This window comes from Dietzia sp. NCCP-2495 (assembly GCF_026011735.1).
Lineage (GTDB): Bacteria > Actinomycetota > Actinomycetes > Mycobacteriales > Mycobacteriaceae > Dietzia.
This window is the reverse complement of sequence record NZ_BRVN01000001.1, coordinates 265506-285428: the sequence shown is the minus strand read 5'-3', so window position 1 is coordinate 285428 and position 19923 is coordinate 265506. Positions and strand designations below refer to the sequence as shown.

Below are 19923 nucleotides of genomic sequence, written 5' to 3'. Positions count from 1 at the left end.
GCTCACCCCGAAGAGCTGAGTCCCGGGACACCGCCGACCACCGTCAGAATCCGCGGTCGGGGAAGTCGAGTCCCAGAAGCGCGTTCTCGACGACCTCGGCCATTGCCGGATGGATCCAGTACTGCTTCCGCGCCATGTCAGGCACGGTCAGGCCGAACTCCATGCCCTGGATGAGGATCTGGATCAGGGACGGGGCGTGGGCGCCCATGATGTGGGCGCCGAGCAAACGACCGGTCGAGCGGTCGGCGATGAGCTTGCAGCAGCCGACCGAGTCCTCCATCGCCCAGCCGTAGGCCACGTCGCCGTAGTCCTGGGTCTTGACCGTGATGTCATGGCCGGCCGCACGCGCTTCGTCCTCGGTCATGCCGACCGACGCGATCTGCGGCCACGTGAACACGGCGTACGGGACGTTCGTGTGATGGAATGGCTGCAGGTCGTCGGGGTGACGCAGGTTGTGTCCGAGCACACGCTGCTCGTGGTTGGCGACGTGCTTGAGCTGGAACGGTGAACTTACGTCGCCCAGGGCCCACACGCCCCCGGCGGAGGTGCGGCCGAACTCATCCACCTGAACGCGGTCGCCGTCCATGGCGACCCCGGCGGAGTCGAGCCCCAACAGGTCGCCGTTGGGGGTGCGGCCGGTGGCGACCAGCAGCGAGTCCGCCGCGCAGGTCGAGCCATCCTCGAACGTGATCTCCACGCCCCTGTTGTCCTCGCCGGTGGCGGTCATGGCGGTGATGTGCTGCCCGAGCCGGACGTCCCAGTGGCCGCGCGCACTCTCGGTGAACCGTTCGGCGAGCTCGCGGTCGAGGTGCTTGAGCAGGACGTCCGAGCGGCCGATGACGGTGACCTCCACTCCCAGCGACGAGAACACGTGGGCGAACTCGCACGCGATGAATCCCGAGCCCTGGATCACCATCGACCGCGGCAGCTCGGGAATCCGCATCACGTCGTCACTGGTGTGGTACGCCACGCCCGACTCCGTGACGATCTCGGGGATCGACGGCCGCGCGCCGGCGGCGATCACGACCTCGTCGGCGGTGATGATCTCGCCGGTGCCGGTGTCGATGGTGCGGGGTCCCACGAAGGTGGCGTGACCGTCGTAGACCGTGACGTTCTCGCAGCGGTTCCGCCGGTAGTCCTCGCCGCTCGAGGCGATGGGGTCGATACGCCGGTCGAACACCCGGGAGACCATGTCCTGCCAGCGCACGCCGTCCAACGTCGCGTCGACGCCGTAGGTCCCTGCGTGCGCGACGGAGGTCGCGGTGTCCGCCGCGTAGACGAACATCTTCGTCGGGATGCAGCCGACGTTGAGGCAGGTGCCGCCGAACGACCCCTTCTCACAGATCGCGACGGATTTGTCGGCGAAGGACTCGTCGATCAACGAGTTGCCGCTGCCCGTGCCGATCACGATGAGGTCGAAGTGGCGCGAGGGGGTCTGCGTCATGGGGGTCAGAACTCCTTGGTGGGTGAGGACAGAGTGTGGTCCAGCCAGATCCCCAGGCGGTCGAAGACCACCTCGAGGACATCGGGCCTGGAGAGGAAGACATCGTGTCGCGCGCCCTCGACGGGCACCTCGGTGACGTCGGCGGACACCCGGTCGACGAAACGCTCCATCGAGCGCACGTCGAGGATGAGATCGGTGTCGACGTCGACATGCGCGCCGCGCCTGCCGACCGACGAGGCCGTGGACCGGAGCAGGAGGACCGGCAGCGGCAGGTCGAGGCCGCGCTGCAGACGCCGTTGGGCTCGTCGGACGGCGGCCAGCCATCCTGCACGTACGCCAACCCCACCCGGGGGCTTGAGCGTGGTGTCGTAGACGAAATCTCCGTCGAGATCGACGTGCGTACTGCGCACGTACAGATCCGAGGTCGGAAGGGGGAGCCGATAGAAGGGCCGCACCGCACCGATCGCCGACACGACCGGATCGAGAAACCTCCGGGTCCGTTCCGGCACGTCGAGCTGGAACCACGGGGAGTTCAGCACGACGCCCACGACCGGGTCGAGGCGGCCACGGTCACGCCGGCGGGAGAGCCACAGAGGAACGACCAGACCGCCCGTCGAATGCGCCGCGACCACCACGGGCGATCCGGGTCGCTCTGCGGCGATCACCCCCAGGGCCTGATCCAGCTCGTCGTCGTATCTCTCCAGGTCGGTGCTGAAATGAGGCGTCACACCCTCCCGCCTCGATCGGCCACATTTGCGCAGGTCCACCCCGTAGGTCGCGATCCCACGCGTGGCGAGGTACTCCGCCAGGTGTGTGTGGAAGAAGTAGTCCGACAGTCCGTGGACCACCAGAACCACCGCGACGGCGTCCACCGGGGCGTCCTCGTGCCGGACAAGGGTCGCCTCGATGACCCCCTCACCGTCCGGGTCCTCGCCGAGGGGGAGTGCGCGGCGTCGGTAGGCCGGACCGAGGAGATCCGGGGACCACTCCGGAACAGGGCCACCCCGCGACGAGGGGTCGGAAGAGGAGATCGACACGGCGACCACCCTAGTCAACAACGGCGAGCGCCCGGACCGATGTGCTCGCGACGCGCGGCCGTGAGTAGTCTGGTAACCCTCAGGTCGCGCTCCCGGGAGGAGTCGCGACGACGGGGGAATTCGGGTCCACGACCAACGAGCGAGGGTAGCCGGTGACTGCAGACCAGGTGGCAAAGCACGAAACGACAGATGTGGCGCTCATCGGCGCCGGCACCATGAGCGCGACGCTCGGTGCCCTATTGCGTCGACTTCAGCCTGACTGGGACATCCAGATCTACGAGCGGCTCGAGGGACCCGCACTCGAGTCCTCCGACGCGTGGAACAACGCCGGTACCGGCCACTCCGCGCTGTGCGAGCTCAACTACTCGCCGAAGACCGCCGACGGCGGCGTCGACATCACCAAGGCCATCGGGGTCAACCAGAAGTTCCAGGTCTCGCGCCAGTTCTGGTCCTACGCCGTCGAGAACAACATCCTCGGCGACCCCACCGAGTGGATCCGCCCGGTCCCGCACATGAGCTTCGTGTCCGGCACGGACGGTCAGGACTACCTCCGCAAGCGCTACGACGCGCTCGCCGGGCACCCGCTGTTCCCGGGCATGGAGCACACGACCGACTTCGCCGAGCTCGAGCGGCTCGTCCCGCTCATGGCGAAGGGGCGCTCGCCGGAGCAGCCCTTCGCCCTGAGCCACTTCGAGAACGGCACGGACGTCAACTTCGGCGCCCTCACCCGGCAGATGGTCAAGTACCTCACCCGCACCGGGGCCGAGGTGCACTACCAGAGCCAGGTCAAGGACCTCGAGCGGAACACCGACAGCACCTGGCGGCTGACCATCGAGAACCGCCACACCGGCGACGAGCGCACCGTGGACGCCAAGTTCGTCTTCGTCGGTGCCGGTGGCGGTGCCCTGCACCTCCTGCAGAAGTCGGGCATCCCCGAGATCAAGGGCATCGCCGGCTTCCCGGTCGGCGGCCAGTGGCTGCGCTGCACCAACGAGGAACTGGTCCAGCAGCACCAGGCCAAGGTGTACAGCCAGGCCTCCGTCGGCGCCCCGCCGATGTCGGTGCCGCACCTGGACACCCGCGTCATCGACGGCAAGAAGGGCCTGCTCTTCGGCCCGTTCGCCGGTTGGACCCCCAAGTTCCTCAAGATGGGCAGCTTCCTGGACCTGCCGTCCAGCATCCGCCCCGGGAACCTCCTGCCCATGGCGAACATCGGTCTCACCGAGATGGGACTGGTGAAGTACCTCATCACCGAGCTCGCCAAGAACCACGGCGCGCGAGTCGACACCCTCCGTGATTTCGTGCCGTCGGCAGTGGACGGCGACTGGGAGAAGGTCGTCGCCGGACAGCGCGTCCAGGTGATCAAGCCCAAGCCCGGTGGGCGCGGCGGCACCCTCGAGTTCGGCACCGCGGTGATCAACGGTGCCGACGGCTCCATCGCCGGCCTTCTCGGTGCATCGCCGGGCGCGTCGACCGCGGTCGACGCGATGGTCGACGTGCTCCAGCGCTGCTTCCCCAGCCGTTTCGCGGAGTGGAAGCCGGCACTCGAGGAGATGATCCCGTCGCTCGGCCGCGACCTCTCGGCCGAGGCCTCGCTCTTCACCGAGCAGTTCGAGCGGTCGACCCGGACCCTCAAGCTCAATCAGAAGGCCTGATACCTCCAGGTCACACTGAGTCTTCAGACGCGACATCCCCCGACCAGCGCCAGGCGCAGGTCGGGGGATGACCTGTATCACGCAGCTGTCGCCCGGGACGGGAAGAGGAGGAGGCGACGGATAGAATCAGCGACATGACTAGGTCCGTGAACCCCTATCCCGTCGGTCTGGACCTGGAGGGCCGTCGGGTCGTGGTGATCGGCGGGGGATCGGTCGCGCAGCGACGAGTTCCGGTACTCCTCGAGTCCGGAGCGGCAGTCCACCTCGTCAGTCCCGACATCACTCCCACCCTGCAGGGACTGGTCGACGCCGGGCGACTGCGGTGGGAGGCACGCGAGTACCACACAGGCGACCTCGACGGAGCCTGGTATGTGGTCGCGGCGACCAAGAACTCACTGGTCAATGCGCGCGTCGCAGCCGAAGCCGAACAGAACCGAACTTTCTGTGTCCGCGCCGACGCCGTGAACTCGGGCAGCGCCACGACGCCCGCGGTCATCCGACGAGACGAGATGGTCGTCGCGGTGCTCACCGGTGATCGGGCTCGTACCGTCGAGGCCCGTGACATCGTGGCGAAAGCACTCACCGACGCAGGGGTACAGGCGCCGGGAGTCGATGAACAACTCCGGGGCACCGTCGCCCTCGTCGGTGGAGGGCCCGGCGCGGACGACCTCCTGACCGTTCGGGGCCGTCGTCTCCTGTCGAGCGCTGACGTCGTGGTGGTCGACAGGCTCGCACCTCAGCGGCCACTGTCCGAACTCCGCTCCGACGTGGAGATCATCGACGCCGCCAAGATTCCCTACGGACGTTCCATGGCGCAGGAGGCAATCAACCAGGTGCTGGTCGACCGCGCACTGGCCGGGAAGTTCGTCGTGCGACTCAAGGGCGGCGACTCGTTCCTCTACGGACGCGGTTACGAAGAGGCGCAGGCCTGCGCCGAGGCGGGAGTTCCCTGCACCGTCGTCCCCGGCGTCTCCAGCGCGCTCTCCGTGCCAGCTCTCGCGGGCATCCCGGTCACAAACCGGGGCATGACGCACGAGGTGACCATCGTGTCCGGCCATCTCCCGCCCGGCCACCCCGGATCGCTCGTCCAGTGGGACGCCCTCGCCCGACTTCGGGGCACGATCGTGGTCCTCATGGGTGTCAAGAACACACCGAAGATCGCCGAGGCACTCATCAACGGTGGTCGTGCTGCCGACACCCCGGCGGCGGTGATCGCGGACGGAAGCCTCGAGGACGAGGTGAGTTACCGGTGCACCCTCGGAAATCTCGCCGAGACAATCTCCACGCACGATGTCCGGCCGCCGGCCATCGTGGTGGTGGGCGACGTCGCAGGCCTGTCGCAGGCGACTGTGGCCGGTAAGCCCTGAAGCGCGGCCCACTCACACCGGTAGGTGCGTGGTCGCCCCACGAATCCCGTTCAGGCCAGACGGATTCGGGCAGACTGACCGCATGAGTACTGTCAAGTCGATCGGGTTTCTGTCCTTCGGTCACTGGATGGACCATCCCGACTCCGTGGTGCGGACCGCTCGGGATTCGCTAGTCCAGAGCGTCGAACTGGCCGAGGCCGCCGAAGAACTCGGTATCGACGGTGCGTATTTCCGGGTTCATCACTTCGCGCAGCAACTCGGCACGCCCGCGCCGTTGCTCGCGGCCGTGGGCGCCCGGACCGAGCGGATCGAAATCGGTACCGGTGTGGTCGACATGCGCTACTGCAATCCGTTGGGCTTCGCCGAGGACGTGGCAGCCGCCGACCTCATCTCGGGCGGCAGACTCCAGTTGGGTGTATCCCGGGGGTCGCCGGAACAGGTGATCGACGGGTGGCGGTACTTCGGTTACCAACCGGCCGAAGGCGAGTCCGATGCCGACATGGCGCGGCGGCACACCGAGGTGTTCCTCCAGGCTCTCCTGGGACAGAAGTTCGCGCAGCCCAATCCGAGGCCGATGTTCCCCAATCCACCCGGACTCCTGCGACTCGAGCCGTATTCGGAAGGGCTCCGTGAACGGATCTGGTGGGGTGCTGGGTCCGACGCGACGGCACGGTGGGCAGCCGAGCAGGGCATGCACCTGATGTCCTCCACCCTCAAGGCGGACGAGTCGGGTGAGCCGCTCCACGTCCAGCAACGCCGTCAGATCGAGGCGTTCCGCGAGGAGTGGGCCCGCCACGACCACGGCTTTGAACCCCGGGTGTCCGTCACCCGGTCGATCGTCGCGATCACCAGTGACACCGATCGTCGGTACTTCATGGGCGGCGGCGAGCGCGAGGACCAGTTCGGGCAGATCGAACCAGGCAGTCGCGCCGTTTTCGGACGGTCGTACGCCGCCGAGCCCGATCAGCTCGTCGATCAGCTACGCGGGGACGAGGCGATCCGGGAGGCCGACACGCTGCTCATCACGGTGCCGACGCAGTTGGGGGTCGACTACAACGCACATCTTCTCGAGTCGATTCTCACGCATGTGGCTCCCGAACTCGGGTGGCGCTGAGGTTCCTCTCGATGAGGGATCAGTGGATCGCATACCGGAGAAGGACCACTCCACCGGTGACAGCCTTGTTCTCGATCAATTCCAACGCGCGGAGATCGTGGGCGTCGTCGAACAGTCGTCTTCCCGCACCCACCACCACGGGGTAGACGAACAGTCTGAGCTCGTCGACGAGTCCTAGTGCGAGGAGATCACGGGCAAGGGTGATGCTCCCGGTCACCACGATGTCGGAGCCCTCCCGGACGGTCAGCTTCCGGATCTCCGTGGCGAGCTGGTCGCCACCCCGAAGGATCGTGGTCCCCTCCCAGCCCGGGTCATCGAGCGTGGACGACACGACGTACTTCTCCACCCTGTTGAGATGGTCGGTCACGCCGGTCGAGTCATCCACACGCCGAGGCCAGAACTCTCTCATCTCGGTGAACGTGACCCGTCCGACGAGGAATCCGTCTGACCCCGCGGCGTGTTGGCGGGTGATCCGGGCGAGTTCCCGTCCACGCTCCGACTCCTCGGTGGGGTCGAACCAGCTGCCGTCGTTCTCCACGACGCCGTCGAGGGTCATGTTCTGGGTGATCACCACGCGTCTGGTCACCTTGCACCACATCCGATCGCTGTCCGTGCTCGCGGAGGTGGGCGGCGCGGTCCACGAGGACGACGCTCGTCATTGCTCACCTGCGGAGTGCCGGTCAAGGTCTCGGTTCGAGGCTAGGACCGGGTTCCGGTCGCGGTCAATGGTCGGGACGTATTCGGGCTTCAGCCCTCTCACCCGATCACGGCTCAGTGACCATCGTCAGTACTCGGTCCGCGGTCCGTTCAAGAGTGTGACCGGCCCGACGGGCCACCCGGAGCAGCGCCGGGACATCGGACATCTCGGCGCGGGAGGTCGCGAGTGTGCGTGCGAGTAGTCCCTTGTGGTGTTTGGAGAAGTGGGAGACGACCTTGCGGGTCCCGTCGGGGTACTCGGTCACCACGTCGACGGTGACGGCCCCGGGCACCGGACCGAGCTGGTGGTAGCCGCCGGAACGGAGGTCGACGACGAGCTCGTCCTCCCAGTGGGCGGTCGCCGCCGTGAGATCCGGACGCCAGGTCGACCGTAGTGTGCCCAGTCCCGGGAGCTGGATGCCGGCAGATAGGCGGTAATGGGGGATCGGGTCCGCGGCGGCGACGAGGCCGAACAGGGCTGATCCGATCCAGAGTCTGGATTCGGCGCGGGACCGCGTCGCCTTGGTGAACGACGACTGATCCAGTGCGTCGTACAGCACCCCCGTATAGCGACCCAGTGCCGGAGCTGTCGGTGAGGTCCACAGCTGCGCGTCCAACTCGACCTCGCCCGCGAGTGCATCGCTGAGCCCGAGTGCCTTCTGCGCACCCGCCGGATCATCGGTACACACTGCGACCAGCGCATCTGCGACCCGCTTCCGGGTCTCGGTGAGCGTGGACAGTGAGAGAGCCTGCAGATCAAGAGGGTCGCCCGAGCCGCCCACTGATTTCGTCTCTGAGGGAGATAGGAGGATGCGCACCCGCCAGAGGCTACCGTCGGGCGTGGTCCACATCGCCGGGCGGCTACGCTTGACCACCGTGATCACGCGTCTGTCCCACCTGTTCCTCCGTACGCTCCGCGACGACCCCTCCGATGCCGAGGTGCTGAGCCACAAGCTGCTGGTCCGCGCCGGCTACGTTCGCCGTGTCGCCCCGGGCGTCTACTCCTGGCTCCCGCTCGGTCTGCGTACCCTGCGCCGCATCGAGGACGTCGTTCGCGAGGAGATGAACGCCGCCGGCGCCCAGGAGATCAGTCTTCCCGCGTTGCTGCCGCGGGAGCCGTACGAGACCACCGGTCGCTGGACGGAGTACGGGTCCGCACTGTTCCGTCTCAAGGACCGCAAGGGCAACGACATGATGCTCGGTCCGACACACGAGGAACTGTTCACGCTCACCGTTCAGGGCGAGTACTCGTCCTACAAGGACCTGCCGGTGATGCTGTACCAGATCCAGACGAAGTACCGGGACGAGGAGCGTCCCCGTGCGGGCATCCTCCGTGGCCGAGAGTTCGTGATGAAGGACTCGTACTCCTTCGACCTCGACGATGCCGGGCTGGACGCGTCCTACAAGGCTCACCGGGATGCGTATCAGCGCATCTTCGACCGGCTGGGGATCGAGTACGTGATCTGTGCGGCGACGTCCGGTGCGATGGGTGGTTCCGCTTCCGAGGAGTTCCTCGCTGTCTCCGCCGCGGGAGAGGACACCTTCGTCCGTTCCACCGACGGGCAGTACGCCGCCAACGTCGAGGCCGTCGAGACACCGGCACCGGCCGCCATCCCACTTGCCGGCCTGCCGGAGGCGGTGGTGCACTCCACGCCGGACACGCCGACGATCGACGCGCTCGTCGAGTGGGCGAACGGCGCGGATCTGGGTCGCGAGATCACCGCCGCGGACACACTGAAGAACGTCCTGCTCAAGGTGCGGGCGCCGGGCGGGGAGTGGGAGCTGCTCGCCGTGGGTGTCCCCGGCGACCGGGAGGTGGACATGAAGCGCCTCGAGGCGGCCCTAGAGCCGTCCGAGGTGGCAGTCCTCGACGAGACCGATTTCACGGCCAACCCGTTCCTCGTCAAGGGATACATCGGTCCGCGTGCACTACAGGCGAACGAGGTCCGGTATCTGGTCGACCCGAGGGTCGTCGAGGGTACGTCGTGGATCACCGGCGCAGATGAAGAGGGCAAGCACGTCGTCGACTTCGTCTGTGGTCGTGACTTCACCCCTGACGGCACGATCGAGGCCGCGGAGGTCCGGGAGGGCGACGAGGCGCCCGGAGGACACGGCACCCTCACTCTGGCGCGAGGTATCGAGATCGGTCACATCTTCCAGCTCGGCCGGAAGTACACCGACGCATTCGGGTTCGACGTTCTCGGCGAGAACGGAAAGCCCGTTCGGGTCACGATGGGGTCGTACGGCATCGGCGTGTCCCGTCTGGTGGCGGTTCTCGCCGAGCAGTTCGCCGATGACAAGGGTCTGGTCTGGCCCGCGGAGGCGGCACCGGCCGACGTCCACGTGGTGATCGCCAACAAGGACCAGGCAGCGATCGACGGGGCTCAGACACTCGTCGAGGCATTCGACAAGGTGCGCCTGGAAATCCTCTTCGACGACCGTAAGGCGTCGCCCGGCGTGAAGTTCAAGGATGCCGAGCTCATCGGCGTACCGTGGGTCGTCGTGGTGGGCCGCGGCTGGTCGGAGGGCACAGTCGAACTGCGCAACCGCGCCACCGGCGAAGTGACCCAGGTGCCGGTCGAGGGTGCTGCTGACGAGATCATCCGGCTGATCCGCGCCTGACGCGGCTGGCTGGCACCTGTCGCGGCTGGGCCGCGCCTGTAGCGACCGGCCCGGGCTTGACGCGGATCAGCCGCGGATGATGCGGCTCAGGCGAGCGGCGGGAACCCGGGCAGCGCCTCGAACGGCGCTCCCGGGATCAACGTCCGCCAGCGCGCGAGCTGAATCGCGGACGCGGTGAGAGCGTCCAGACAGAACCGGCGGGTCTCGCTATCGGATGCGAACCCCAGCTCGGCCCGCCAGGCCTCGCAGCAATCCGATTCGATCCGGATCGCGAGCAGTACAGGAGCCGTTGAGGTGTCCGCCCCGGTGAGATAACCGACCGGGGCTGGGGCGGCGTCGGGCCAGAGCTGTTCGGCCGCATCACGGCGTGCTCGATGGGCGGCGAGCTCGCGACGCACAGCGCCGATGATGCTGGCGTCCGCACCGGCCAGGATGATGCCGTATCCGTATACGGCGGCGTCCTCGGCGGCGAGACCGATCGGGGTGGTCATGTCAGGACTACCTCCACAGCGGCGGTACAGGACGCGGCCACGGCCCCGGCCAGTTCTGCTCTGATGCCGGATTCGGCCAGAGCGACCTCGGTCGCCGTGGCGATGTCGGCGCGGAGTCGGGTGCGCACCTCGTCCACCGGAGGACACCGCACCGGTTCGGGCGAGCCGGCGGACGGCGCCGGGGTCGGGGTCTGCCGCGGCGAGGTGAGTGCCGCCTCGAGTTGTCCTGCCTGGATCCGACGGACGTCCGCCAGTCGATGGAGCGCTCCGACATGGTCACCGTGCGTGCGATCCGCCGCAGCGAACTCACGAGCATCCCGTTCCGCCGAGAGAACGAGGTCGAGGACGGGGTCGGGGGTGTCATCGGGTTCGGGCAGTGCGCATCCCGGTGCCGCCAGGAGGCCGGCCGCGCCGGCGGTGACGCCGAGGAATCGGCGTCGCGTCATGAGCGTGGGGGAGGAGCTGGGCACCCCGACATCCTGCCAGGGGGCGGGAACCCGGGGGTGGAGGCGGTACAGTGATTCGGCCGTCCGTGATCCGGACCGGACAGAGACAACGCCCGCACATCAGGAGCACAGTGATCGTCCCCGAGCCCGACAGGGCCCTCATCCGCAAGGCGGTCTCAGACCGCGGACTCGACCTCGAGGAACTCCGGGAGGATGAGCGGGCCAACGCATGGAGTGTCACGGTCGTCGTCGACGGCGACGATGGGGTGAGTCTGGACGTGCTCTCCGCACTGTCCTCAGAACTCGACCCGCTCGCCGAGGAGTGGGGCCCGCACTCGATCCCGGTGACGTTCGAGGTGACGAGCCGAGGAATCGACGCGCCACTGCAGGAGCAGCGACACTGGCGTCGCGCCCGCGGTCGGCAGGTGGAGCTCTCCTACGTCGAAGGTAAAACCGGTCCGGCTCGTGGAAGGGTCGGAGATCTGGACGCCACGGTTCCGTCGGTGCGGATCGTGTCGAAGTCGGGTCGAGGCCTCGCCGCCCGGTCGGTAACGTTGTCGGATATCGCCCGCGCCGTGGTCCGGGTCGAGTTTCGGCCCGCCCCCCAGGACGAACTCGATCTGCTGACGGACACGGACGCGTCCGGGCGTGGCGTGCGAGAAGGAGAACACAAGTGAACATCGACATGGCGGCCCTCAACATGCTGTCGCAGGAACGTGAGATCCCACTGGACGATCTGGTGGCGACTCTCGAGAACGCCTTGCTCACCGCGTACAAGCGTACAGATGGTGCGCATCGCGTCGCGCGTATCGCACTCGACCGTAAGGCCGGTACCGTCGCGGTGCTGGCCGCGGAGGTCGACGACGAGGGCAATCGCATCGGAGAATTCGATGCCACCCCGTCGGACTTCGGACGGGTCGCCGCGGCGACCGCACGTCAGATCATTCTCCAGCGCCTGAGGGAGGCCGAGACCGACAAGATCTACGGCGATCTCGTCACCCGTGAGGGGGAGGTCGTGAGCGGCGTCATCCAGTCGGATTCTCGTGCGAACGCCCGCGGGATCATCGTCGTCCGCATCGGGCCCGAGGTCGGCGGCACGGAGGGCACCATCGCTCCTGCCGAGCAGGTGCCCGGCGAGACCTACGAGCACGGTGACCGGATCAAGTGCCATGTGGTCGGCGTCCACAAGGGGCCGCACGGGGCCTCGGTCTCGCTCTCGCGTACGCACCCGGACCTGGTCCGGGGACTCTTCGCCCTCGAGGTTCCCGAGATCGGTGACGACTCCGTCCGGATCGCCGCGGTCGCACGCGAGGCGGGCCACCGGACGAAGATCGCGGTGGAGTCGACCGTGTCCGGCCTCAACGCCAAGGGTGCGTGCATCGGCCCCAACGGTGCGCGGGTCCGGGCGGTCATGTCCGAGCTGGGTGGGGAGAAGATCGACATCGTCGACTACGACGACGATCCCACGGTGTTCGTCGGCAACGCGCTGTCGCCGGCCAAGGTGATAACTGTCACGGTCGCGGATGAGGCCACACGCGCAGCGCGGGTCGTGGTTCCCGACTACCAGCTCTCGCTGGCCATCGGCAAGGAAGGTCAGAACGCCCGCCTGGCCCATCGGCTGACCCAGTGGCGGATCGACATCCACAGCGACGCCGAGTGACAGTGGTCACTGGGGCTCGTCCACGCGGTCGGGCGCGCCGTTAGTCACAGCCCCTCGTTGTCTGTAGACTGACGAGTTGTCACAGTGACTTCACGTTCATCTGCCATTAACGGCGGGATGGCGAGAAACCGAGGCGGGCAGGATGCGGGTACGTGAGAACCAGCGTTCATGCTCCGTCGAGGTGGCGGGTCCGATCAGGACCTGCGTCGGTTGCCGTGGTCGGGACTCTGATTCCCGGCTTCTGAGGATCGTCCACGATCCCCTCACGGCGGCTCTCTCGCCTGATCCACGCCGTAAGGCGCCCGGACGAGGAGCCTGGGTGCACCGCGACGAGCGGTGTATCACGACAGCTGTCGACCGCAAGGCCTTCACGAGGGCACTGCGGATCGCCGGGAACGTGTCCCAGGACGCGATCTCGGAGGTGCTCGAGGCGATGAGCCCGGAGCACGACACCACCCGCCGTCCGAAGTGGCCGGTAGGGGGAGCATCAGAAAAGGAACGGACCAGACACGATGAGCACACCGTGAAGCTCCAGCGATGAACGTCCATCGAATGTAGATCGAGGTCGCGCGGCCAGCCCTGCCGTGAAGACCTCGCAGTGAGGAGAGCAGTGGCAGGCAAGCCCCGGGTACACGAACTGGCAAAAGAGTTCGGTATCACCAGTAAAGAACTTCTGACGAAGCTCCGCGATCAGGGAGAATTCGTCAAGTCGGCGTCGTCGACGCTCGAGGCGCCGGTCGTCCGTCGCCTCCGGGAGTCCATGGCACCGGCGAGCGGCGGCGACGGCGCGGCGCCGTCCACGTCCGGGCGTTCGGCAGCGCCCAAGCCCGGCGCGGCGGGCAAGCCCGGACCCCGTCCGGGAGCCGACCCGCGAACCGCGGCCCCCAAGCCCGGAGCGACTCCGGCGTCGTCGGGTCCCAAGCCGGGTGCCCCGGCGCCGAAGCCGGCGGCGTCCCCGTCTCCGGACCGGACCACCCCGGCCAAGCCGGCCGCGAGCGCCGGACCCAAGCCCGGCGCAGCGACGCCGGGTACCCCCGGTCCCAGGCCCGGTGCCGCCAAGCCCGGAGCTCCCGCCACCCCCGGTCCGAAGCCGGCGGCGGCGTCCCGGCCTGCTCCGGGGCCGCGTCCGGCGGCCGGCAAGCCCGGGCCCAAGAGCCCGCGCGTCGGCAACAACCCGTTCTCGAGCGGCACCACTCCGGCGCCCCGTCCCCAGGGTGGTCCGCGCCCGGGTCCCGGCCAGGCCGGTCCCCGTCCCGGTCAGGGCCAGGCCGGCCCCCGTCCGGGAGGCTCTCGTCCGGCACCGGGTCAGGGCGGCCCCCGTCCTCCCCAGCGTCAGGGTGGGCCGGGTCAGGGTGGACCCCGTCCGACTCCCGGTAACATGCCGCCGCGTCCCAACCCCGGTCAGATGCCCGGTCAGGTCGCGCGTCCGGCTGGCGGTCGTGGCCGTCCCGGTGGTCCGGGCGGTCGTCCTGGTGGAGGCGGCTTCCGTCCCGGTGGTGGCGGAGCCCCTGCCGGGGGTGGCGGTGGCTTCCGGGGTCGTCCCGGTGGTGGCGGTCGCGGGCGCGGCGGTGCCGCCGGCGCGTTCGGTCGTCCCGGTGGCGCTCCCCGTCGTGGTCGTAAGTCGAAGCGGCAGAAGCGTCAGGAATACGATTCGATGCGGGCACCGGAGGTCGGCGGCGTCCGGCTCCCCGACGGTCGCGGGCAGACCCTGCGACTGGCGCAGGGTGCGTCGCTGAGCGACTTCGCCGACAAGATCGACGTGAATCCGGCCCAGCTCGTCCAGGCGCTGTTCAACCTGGGTGAGATGGTCACGGCCACGCAGTCGGTGACGCCCGAGACGCTCCAACTCCTCGGCGAGGAGATGGGCTTCAAGATCCAGGTCGTCAGCCCCGAGGACGAGGACCGCGAGCTCCTCGAGTCGTTCGACCTGTCGTTCGGCGAGGACGAGGGTGACGAGGACGACCTCGAGCGTCGTCCTCCGGTGGTGACCGTGATGGGTCACGTCGACCACGGTAAGACCCGGCTGCTCGACAGCATCCGGTCCGCCAAGGTCGGCGAGGGTGAGGCCGGAGGCATCACCCAGCACATCGGTGCGTACCAGGTCACGGTGCCGGTCGACGAGGTCGATCGCACGATCACCTTCATCGACACCCCGGGCCACGAGGCGTTCACCGCCATGCGTGCCCGCGGCGCCAAGTCGACGGACATCGCGATCATCGTGGTCGCGGCGGACGACGGAGTGATGCCGCAGACGGTCGAGGCGATCAACCACGCGCAGGCGGCCGAGGTGCCGATCGTCGTGGCGGTCAACAAGATCGACAAGGAGGGCGCACAGCCCGACAAGATCCGTGGACAGATGACCGAGTACGGCCTCGTGCCGGAGGAGTACGGCGGCGACACGATGTTCGTCGACATCTCCGCCAAGCAGGGACTCAACATCGATTCCCTGCTCGAGTCGGTCGTCCTCACCGCGGACGCGTCGCTCGATCTCCGGGCCAACCCGGACATGGACGCGCAGGGTGTCGCCATCGAGGCGCACCTCGACCGCGGTCGCGGTCCGGTCGCCACGGTGCTCATCCAGCGCGGTACCCTCCGCGTCGGCGACTCGATCGTCGCCGGCGACGCCTACGGTCGCGTCCGCCGCATGGTCGACGAGCACGGTGAGGACGTCGAGGAGGCGGCACCGTCGCGTCCGGTCCAGGTCATCGGCCTGACCAGCGTCTGTGGCGCCGGCGACACCCTGATGGTGGTCGAGGAGGACCGCACGGCTCGGCAGATCGCGGACCGGCGCAATGCGCGTAAGCGCAACGCACTGGCCGCCCGCAGCCGTCGTCGGATCAGCCTCGAGGATCTGGACTCGCACCTCAAGGAGACGAGCCAGCTCAACCTCATCGTCAAGGGCGACAACTCCGGTACCGTCGAGGCCCTCGAAGAGGCCCTCATGGGGATCGAGGTCGACGACGAGGTGCAGCTGCGGGTCATCGACCGCGGTGTCGGTGCTGTCACCGAGACCAACGTCAACCTGGCTGCCGCCTCCGATGCCGTGATCATCGGGTTCAACGTCCGTGCCGAGGGCAAGGCGACCGAGATGGCGAACCGCGAAGGCGTCGACATCCGGTACTACTCGATCATCTACCAGGCGATCGACGAGATCGAGGCCGCGCTCAAGGGCATGCTCAAGCCGATCTACGAGGAGAAGCAGCTCGGTCAGGCGGAGATCCGCCAGCTGTTCCGCTCGTCGAAGGTGGGCACGATCGCCGGTTGTATGGTGCTCGACGGCATCATGCGGCGTAACGCGAAGGCGCGCCTCATCCGCGACGGCAACGTCGTGGTCGAGGAGATGACCGTCTCGTCGCTGCGTCGCGAGAAGGACGACGCGACCGAGGTCCGCGAGGGCTTCGAGTGTGGTCTGACGGTGACGTACTCCGACATCAAGGTCGGCGACGTGATCGAGACCTACGAGCTCGTGGAGAAGCCGCGCGACTGACGCCGCCGGTGTCGACCGTGGGGGCAGGTTCCGTGGACAGCGGGCCTGCCCCCGCGGCATGTTGTAGGAGATCGGTCACCGCAGAAGGTGGCCGGTCCGAGTCAAGGAGGATCGCTATGACCGGTAGAGGACGCGCGGGTCGGCTCGGCAAGCGGATCGGGGAGATCGTCGCCACGGCGATCGACAACGAGATCAAGGACCCGCGGCTCGAGTTCGTGACCATCACCGACTCCCGGATCACCCCGGATCTCCGGGTGGCCACCCTGTTCTACACAGTCCGGGGCGTGACCCTGGACGAGGAACCCGATCTCGAGTCGGCAGAGGCCGCCCTGGCGAACGCGAGGGGGCGTCTGCGGACACTCGTGGGCAAGCAGACGGGCGTGAAGTTCACCCCGGAGCTGACGTTCCAGTTGGACTCCGTCCCGGACGCCGCCCGGCACATGGAGGAGCTGCTCGCCAAGGCACGCGCGAGTGACGAACTCGTCCGCAAGGCCGCTGAGGGTGCCCGCCCGGCGGGCGACGAGGATCCGTACCGGAAACCAGAGGATGAACAGGCGGGAGACGCCGGCCAGTGACGCGGAGGGTCGACGCCCGGGGAGCGGCGGAGGTGCTCGCACGGCACGATGAGGTGACCGTGCTCTGCCACCTCCGCCCCGACGCCGATGCGCTCGGCAGTTCGGCCGGACTCGCCCGAGCGTTACGTGCGGCCGGGATCACCGTGCACCACTCCTTCGATCCCGGTCTGGTCCCGGCCGGACTCAGCGGGATCCCCGGGGCAGACCTGGTCGTCTCACTGGACGACGTTCCCGTCCACCACGGTCTCGTCGTGACCCTCGACTGCGCGAGCGCGGATCGAGTGGGTGGCTGGGAGCGCCTCCGCACGGCAGCCTCCGAGGTCCTGGTCGTGGACCATCACGCGAGTAACCCCGGATTCGGTAGTCACATGCTCCTGGATCCGGCCGCTGCGTCCACGGCGACCCTCGTGCTGGAGATCCTGCGGGCGGGCGGATACCCCGTCGACGCCGACATCGCCACGGCCCTGTACGCCGGTCTGGTCACGGACACCGGTTCCTTCCGGTGGGGCGGCCCCGGCGCACACGACACCGCCAGCGCGTTGATCGCCGCCGGGGCCGAGACGACGCGGCTGGGTCACGATCTCCTCGACGCGCATTCCTTCGCATGGCTGACCGTCCTCGGACGGCTCCTGAGGTCGGTGACGCTCGACGCGGAATCCGTGGGCGGTCGGGGCACCGTGTGGCTGGCGGTCCCGTACGACGTGATCTCCACCGCCGACGAGGACGATGTCGAGTCCCTCGTCTCGCACCTGCGCGGCGTGAGAGAGGCGTGCGTCGCCGTGCTGCTCAAGGAATATCTGCCAGGAGAATGGGCGGTGTCCCTGCGATCCCGTGACGGCGGACCCGGTCTGGACGCCGTCGACGTCTCCGCCGTGGCCGTCGCACTCGGGGGAGGCGGACACCCGGCCGCCGCCGGATGCACGATGCACGGCGATGTGGACTCCGTCATGGCGAGGATTCGTGGCCTCCTCGGCTGAGCGCACGTCCGCCGTCGGCGTGGGTGAACTCGGGCGGCGCCTGTGGTCGATCGCTCTTCCCGTGCTGCCCGTGCTCGCGGCGGAGCCGATGTACCTGCTGATCGACGGGATCGTCGTCGGCAGGCAGGGACCGGAGGATCTCGCGGCGCTCGGCGTCGGCTCGCTCGTGCTGTTGGTGCTCGGCACCCAGATGAACTTCCTGTCCTACGGGACGACCGCCCGCTCTGCCCGACTGCACGGTGCGGGGCGACGGGCGGACGCCGTGGCCGAGGGCGTCCAGGCCACCTGGATCGCCGTGGCCGTCGGCGCCGTGGTGGTGGCGGCGGTACTGGCCCTCCTCGGTCCGCTGACCTCGGTCCTGTCCTCGGACCAGCACGTCGCGGACAGCGCCGCGCAATGGTTGAGAGTGGCCGTCTGGGGCATTCCCTGCATTCTCGTCTCGTCCGCGGGTCACGGGTGGATGCGCGGGGTGCAGCGCCTGCGCACGCCTCTCGTCCTGGTCGCGGTGGGTGTCGGGGTGTCGGCCGTCGGATGTGTGGTGTTCGTGCCCGGCGTGGGCCCGCTGCCGGGCTACGGGCTCATGGCGAGCGCGTGGGCGAACCTCGCCGGCCAGCTGATCATGGCGATCGGATTCCTCGTGGCACTCGTGCTGGAGAGACCGGGTCCGTTCCGTCCCCGCCGGGCCGTGATCGTCTCCCAGCTGCGGATGGGGGTCGACCTGATCATCCGCACGGCGTCATTCCAGATCACGTTCGCCGTGGCGACCACGGCCGCCGCGGCGGCCGGGGTGGCCTCGCTCGGCGCGCACCACCTCGCGCAGCAACTCTGGTCGCTGTACACGCTCGTTCTGGACTCGGTCGCCATCGCGGCGCAGTCTCTGGTCGGTGCCGCACTGGGGGCGGGCCTCGCCGCTCACGGCCGGGCTCTCGCGCGGGCCGTCGTGCTCTGGTCGGTCACCCTCGGTGCGGTTCTGGCGATCATCACGATCTCGCTGCGGCATCAGCTCGCCGGGATGCTGGCCGGGGATGCGGAGGTCGCGTCGCGACTGGTCGTGGCGTTGGTGGGGATGGCGGTGGTGGTGATCCCGGCGGCGATCGTGTTCGGTCTCGACGGAGTGCTGCTCGGGTCCGGTGACGCCGCGTACCTGCGCACGACCACCGTGATCGCGGCGTTGGCCGGATTCCTGCCGGTCCTCCTCGCCACCCATTACTTCGGTTGGGGACTGGCGGGAATCTGGTGGGGGATGGGGACGTTCGTGGTGATGAGGTTGATCGCCGTGGCGATCCGCGTTCGCGGCGACCGGTGGATGGTGCTGGGGGCGCACACCCCCGGGCGGACTCCCGACGTCGCGGCCGGTGAGGACACCGGGGTCGGATCGCAGACGGGAGGTCAGACCGGATGAGGACTGATGCGGGTCCCGGCCCGACCCTGCGTGCGGTGTCTGATCTCCATGTGGGGCACCGCGGTAACTCTGGCGTCCTCGACGAGCTCTGGCCAGACCACCCGGGGGACTGGTTGATCGTCGCGGGGGACGTGGCCGAGAAAACGTCCCAGATCCGGGACACCCTGGCCACGCTGGCCGAGCGCTTCGAGCGCGTCCTGTGGGTGCCCGGCAATCACGAGCTCTGGATCGGCCGCGACGACGACGGGATGACCTCCACCACGAAGTACGACCGGCTCGTCGAGGAGTGTCGCTCGATCGGTGTCCTCACGCCCGAGGACCCGTACCCCTTGTGGACGGGGCCGGGAGGACCGGCATGGGTGGTGTCGATGTTCCTCCTGTACGACTACTCATGGACCCCGGTTCCCGGCCAGCCCCGGCACGTCGCCCTCGCTGGCGCCCGGGAGCGCCGGGTCGTGGCCTCCGACGAGTTCCTGATCGACCCGGGACCGTTCGCCGACGCGGCGGCGTGGTGCCGGGATCGACTCGTCGCCACGACGACGCGACTGGCGGGCCTGGATCCGGCGCACCCGACGGTCCTCGTCAACCACTGGCCGCTCCTGCGGGACCCGACCCGCGTGCTGCGTCACCCCGATTTCGCGCTGTGGTGCGGGACCGAACAGACCGCGGACTGGCACCGGCGGTACCGAGCGCGGGTGAGCGTGTACGGGCATCTGCACATCCCGCGGACGAGCGTCCACGACGGGGTGCGGTTCGAGGAGGTCTCTCTCGGTTACCCGCGGGAGTGGAACGGACGCGGTCGTCCTGAACCGTTGACGCGGCAGATACTGCCCGATCCCGAGGAACCGCAGGTGAAGTGGGTCCGTGGCGACTCTGGGATACCGCGGATCGCGCGTGCGGGGGAGCCGGGTCCCTATCTTGACGACGAGCGGTGACGAACCAGGACGACC

General features: G+C 68.5%; 18 protein-coding genes. 12 read left to right on the top strand and 6 right to left on the bottom strand.

Going from position 1 to position 19923, the window contains the following annotated elements:
- Window positions 1–43: 43 nt before the first annotated feature.
- Window positions 44–1444, bottom strand: a complete 1401-nt coding sequence (gene mtr, locus OPF83_RS01315; protein ID WP_264885401.1) for a mycothione reductase — start codon at window positions 1442–1444, stop codon at window positions 44–46.
- A gap of 5 nt (window positions 1445–1449) precedes the next feature.
- Entirely contained in the window at window positions 1450–2481 is a 1032-nt protein-coding gene (locus OPF83_RS01310) for an alpha/beta hydrolase (protein WP_264885400.1), read from the bottom strand.
- A 167-nt stretch (window positions 2482–2648) separates the two neighbouring features.
- Between OPF83_RS01310 and mqo the strand changes: the two genes are divergently transcribed.
- From mqo to OPF83_RS01295, 3 genes are all read left to right on the top strand, one after another.
- Window positions 2649–4136 carry a malate dehydrogenase (quinone) gene (gene mqo, locus OPF83_RS01305; protein ID WP_264885399.1) on the top strand — a complete coding sequence of 496 codons (1488 nt, stop codon included), beginning with the start codon at window positions 2649–2651 and terminating at the stop codon, window positions 4134–4136.
- A gap of 134 nt (window positions 4137–4270) precedes the next feature.
- Window positions 4271–5503, top strand: coding sequence for a uroporphyrinogen-III C-methyltransferase (cobA, locus tag OPF83_RS01300; protein WP_264885398.1), 1233 nt, complete (start codon window positions 4271–4273; stop codon window positions 5501–5503).
- 82 nt (window positions 5504–5585) lie between these two features.
- Window positions 5586–6617, top strand: a complete 1032-nt coding sequence (locus tag OPF83_RS01295; protein ID WP_264885397.1) for an LLM class flavin-dependent oxidoreductase — start codon at window positions 5586–5588, stop codon at window positions 6615–6617.
- A gap of 19 nt (window positions 6618–6636) precedes the next feature.
- On the opposite strand, the gene OPF83_RS01290 is transcribed toward OPF83_RS01295, so the two are convergent.
- Both OPF83_RS01290 and OPF83_RS01285 read right to left on the bottom strand, forming a co-directional pair.
- The gene (locus OPF83_RS01290; RefSeq protein WP_264885396.1) at window positions 6637–7203 is read right to left on the bottom strand and encodes a dihydrofolate reductase family protein; all 567 of its coding nucleotides are present in this window, start codon (window positions 7201–7203) and stop codon (window positions 6637–6639) included.
- 178 nt (window positions 7204–7381) lie between these two features.
- Entirely contained in the window at window positions 7382–8131 is a 750-nt protein-coding gene (locus OPF83_RS01285; RefSeq protein WP_264885395.1) for a peroxide stress protein YaaA, read from the bottom strand.
- Between the two features lie 58 nt (window positions 8132–8189).
- Between OPF83_RS01285 and OPF83_RS01280 the strand changes: the two genes are divergently transcribed.
- Window positions 8190–9935: a proline--tRNA ligase gene (locus OPF83_RS01280; RefSeq protein ID WP_264885394.1), complete on the top strand. Its 1746-nt coding sequence runs from the start codon at window positions 8190–8192 to the stop codon at window positions 9933–9935.
- An 86-nt stretch (window positions 9936–10021) separates the two neighbouring features.
- Here OPF83_RS01280 and OPF83_RS01275 read toward each other — a convergent pair whose 3' ends face one another.
- A complete protein-coding gene (locus OPF83_RS01275) occupies window positions 10022–10426 on the bottom strand; it encodes a ferritin-like domain-containing protein (RefSeq protein WP_264885393.1) in 405 nt (134 codons plus the stop codon).
- Window positions 10423–10896, bottom strand: coding sequence for a hypothetical protein (locus tag OPF83_RS01270; protein WP_264885392.1), 474 nt, complete (start codon window positions 10894–10896; stop codon window positions 10423–10425). The genes OPF83_RS01275 and OPF83_RS01270 overlap by 4 nt, the downstream gene beginning before the upstream one ends.
- Before the next feature lie 107 nt (window positions 10897–11003).
- Between OPF83_RS01270 and rimP the strand changes: the two genes are divergently transcribed.
- From rimP to OPF83_RS01230, 8 genes are all read left to right on the top strand, one after another.
- Entirely contained in the window at window positions 11004–11549 is a 546-nt protein-coding gene (gene rimP, locus OPF83_RS01265) for a ribosome maturation factor RimP (protein WP_264885391.1), read from the top strand.
- Window positions 11546–12532, top strand: coding sequence for a transcription termination factor NusA (nusA, locus tag OPF83_RS01260; protein WP_264885390.1), 987 nt, complete (start codon window positions 11546–11548; stop codon window positions 12530–12532). Before rimP ends, nusA begins: the two co-directional genes overlap by 4 nt.
- 142 nt (window positions 12533–12674) lie before the next feature.
- Window positions 12675–13073, top strand: a complete 399-nt coding sequence (locus OPF83_RS01255) for a YlxR family protein (protein ID WP_264885389.1) — start codon at window positions 12675–12677, stop codon at window positions 13071–13073.
- Between the two features lie 69 nt (window positions 13074–13142).
- Window positions 13143–16019, top strand: a complete 2877-nt coding sequence (infB, locus tag OPF83_RS01250; protein ID WP_264885388.1) for a translation initiation factor IF-2 — start codon at window positions 13143–13145, stop codon at window positions 16017–16019.
- A gap of 116 nt (window positions 16020–16135) precedes the next feature.
- Window positions 16136–16594, top strand: a complete 459-nt coding sequence (rbfA, locus tag OPF83_RS01245) for a 30S ribosome-binding factor RbfA (protein WP_264885387.1) — start codon at window positions 16136–16138, stop codon at window positions 16592–16594.
- A 32-nt stretch (window positions 16595–16626) separates the two neighbouring features.
- Window positions 16627–17571 (top strand): bifunctional oligoribonuclease/PAP phosphatase NrnA, encoded by a 945-nt coding sequence (locus OPF83_RS01240; RefSeq protein ID WP_264885386.1) that lies wholly within the window; start codon window positions 16627–16629, stop codon window positions 17569–17571.
- On the top strand, window positions 17555–18973 hold the full coding sequence (locus tag OPF83_RS01235) for an MATE family efflux transporter (RefSeq protein WP_264885385.1): 1419 nt from the start codon (window positions 17555–17557) through the stop codon (window positions 18971–18973). Before OPF83_RS01240 ends, OPF83_RS01235 begins: the two co-directional genes overlap by 17 nt.
- On the top strand, window positions 18970–19908 hold the full coding sequence (locus tag OPF83_RS01230; protein WP_264885384.1) for a metallophosphoesterase: 939 nt from the start codon (window positions 18970–18972) through the stop codon (window positions 19906–19908). The genes OPF83_RS01235 and OPF83_RS01230 overlap by 4 nt, the downstream gene beginning before the upstream one ends.
- Window positions 19909–19923 lie beyond the last annotated feature (15 nt).

Coding starts and splice junctions, on each gene's coding strand:
- OPF83_RS01230 (WP_264885384.1), top strand. CDS start 18,970: ATGAGGACTGATGCGGGTCCCGGCCCGACCCTGCGTGCGGTGTCTGAT.
- mtr (WP_264885401.1), bottom strand. CDS start 1,444: ATGACGCAGACCCCCTCGCGCCACTTCGACCTCATCGTGATCGGCACG.
- cobA (WP_264885398.1), top strand. CDS start 4,271: ATGACTAGGTCCGTGAACCCCTATCCCGTCGGTCTGGACCTGGAGGGC.
- OPF83_RS01255 (WP_264885389.1), top strand. CDS start 12,675: ATGCGGGTACGTGAGAACCAGCGTTCATGCTCCGTCGAGGTGGCGGGT.
- OPF83_RS01275 (WP_264885393.1), bottom strand. CDS start 10,426: ATGACCACCCCGATCGGTCTCGCCGCCGAGGACGCCGCCGTATACGGA.
- rbfA (WP_264885387.1), top strand. CDS start 16,136: ATGACCGGTAGAGGACGCGCGGGTCGGCTCGGCAAGCGGATCGGGGAG.
- OPF83_RS01295 (WP_264885397.1), top strand. CDS start 5,586: ATGAGTACTGTCAAGTCGATCGGGTTTCTGTCCTTCGGTCACTGGATG.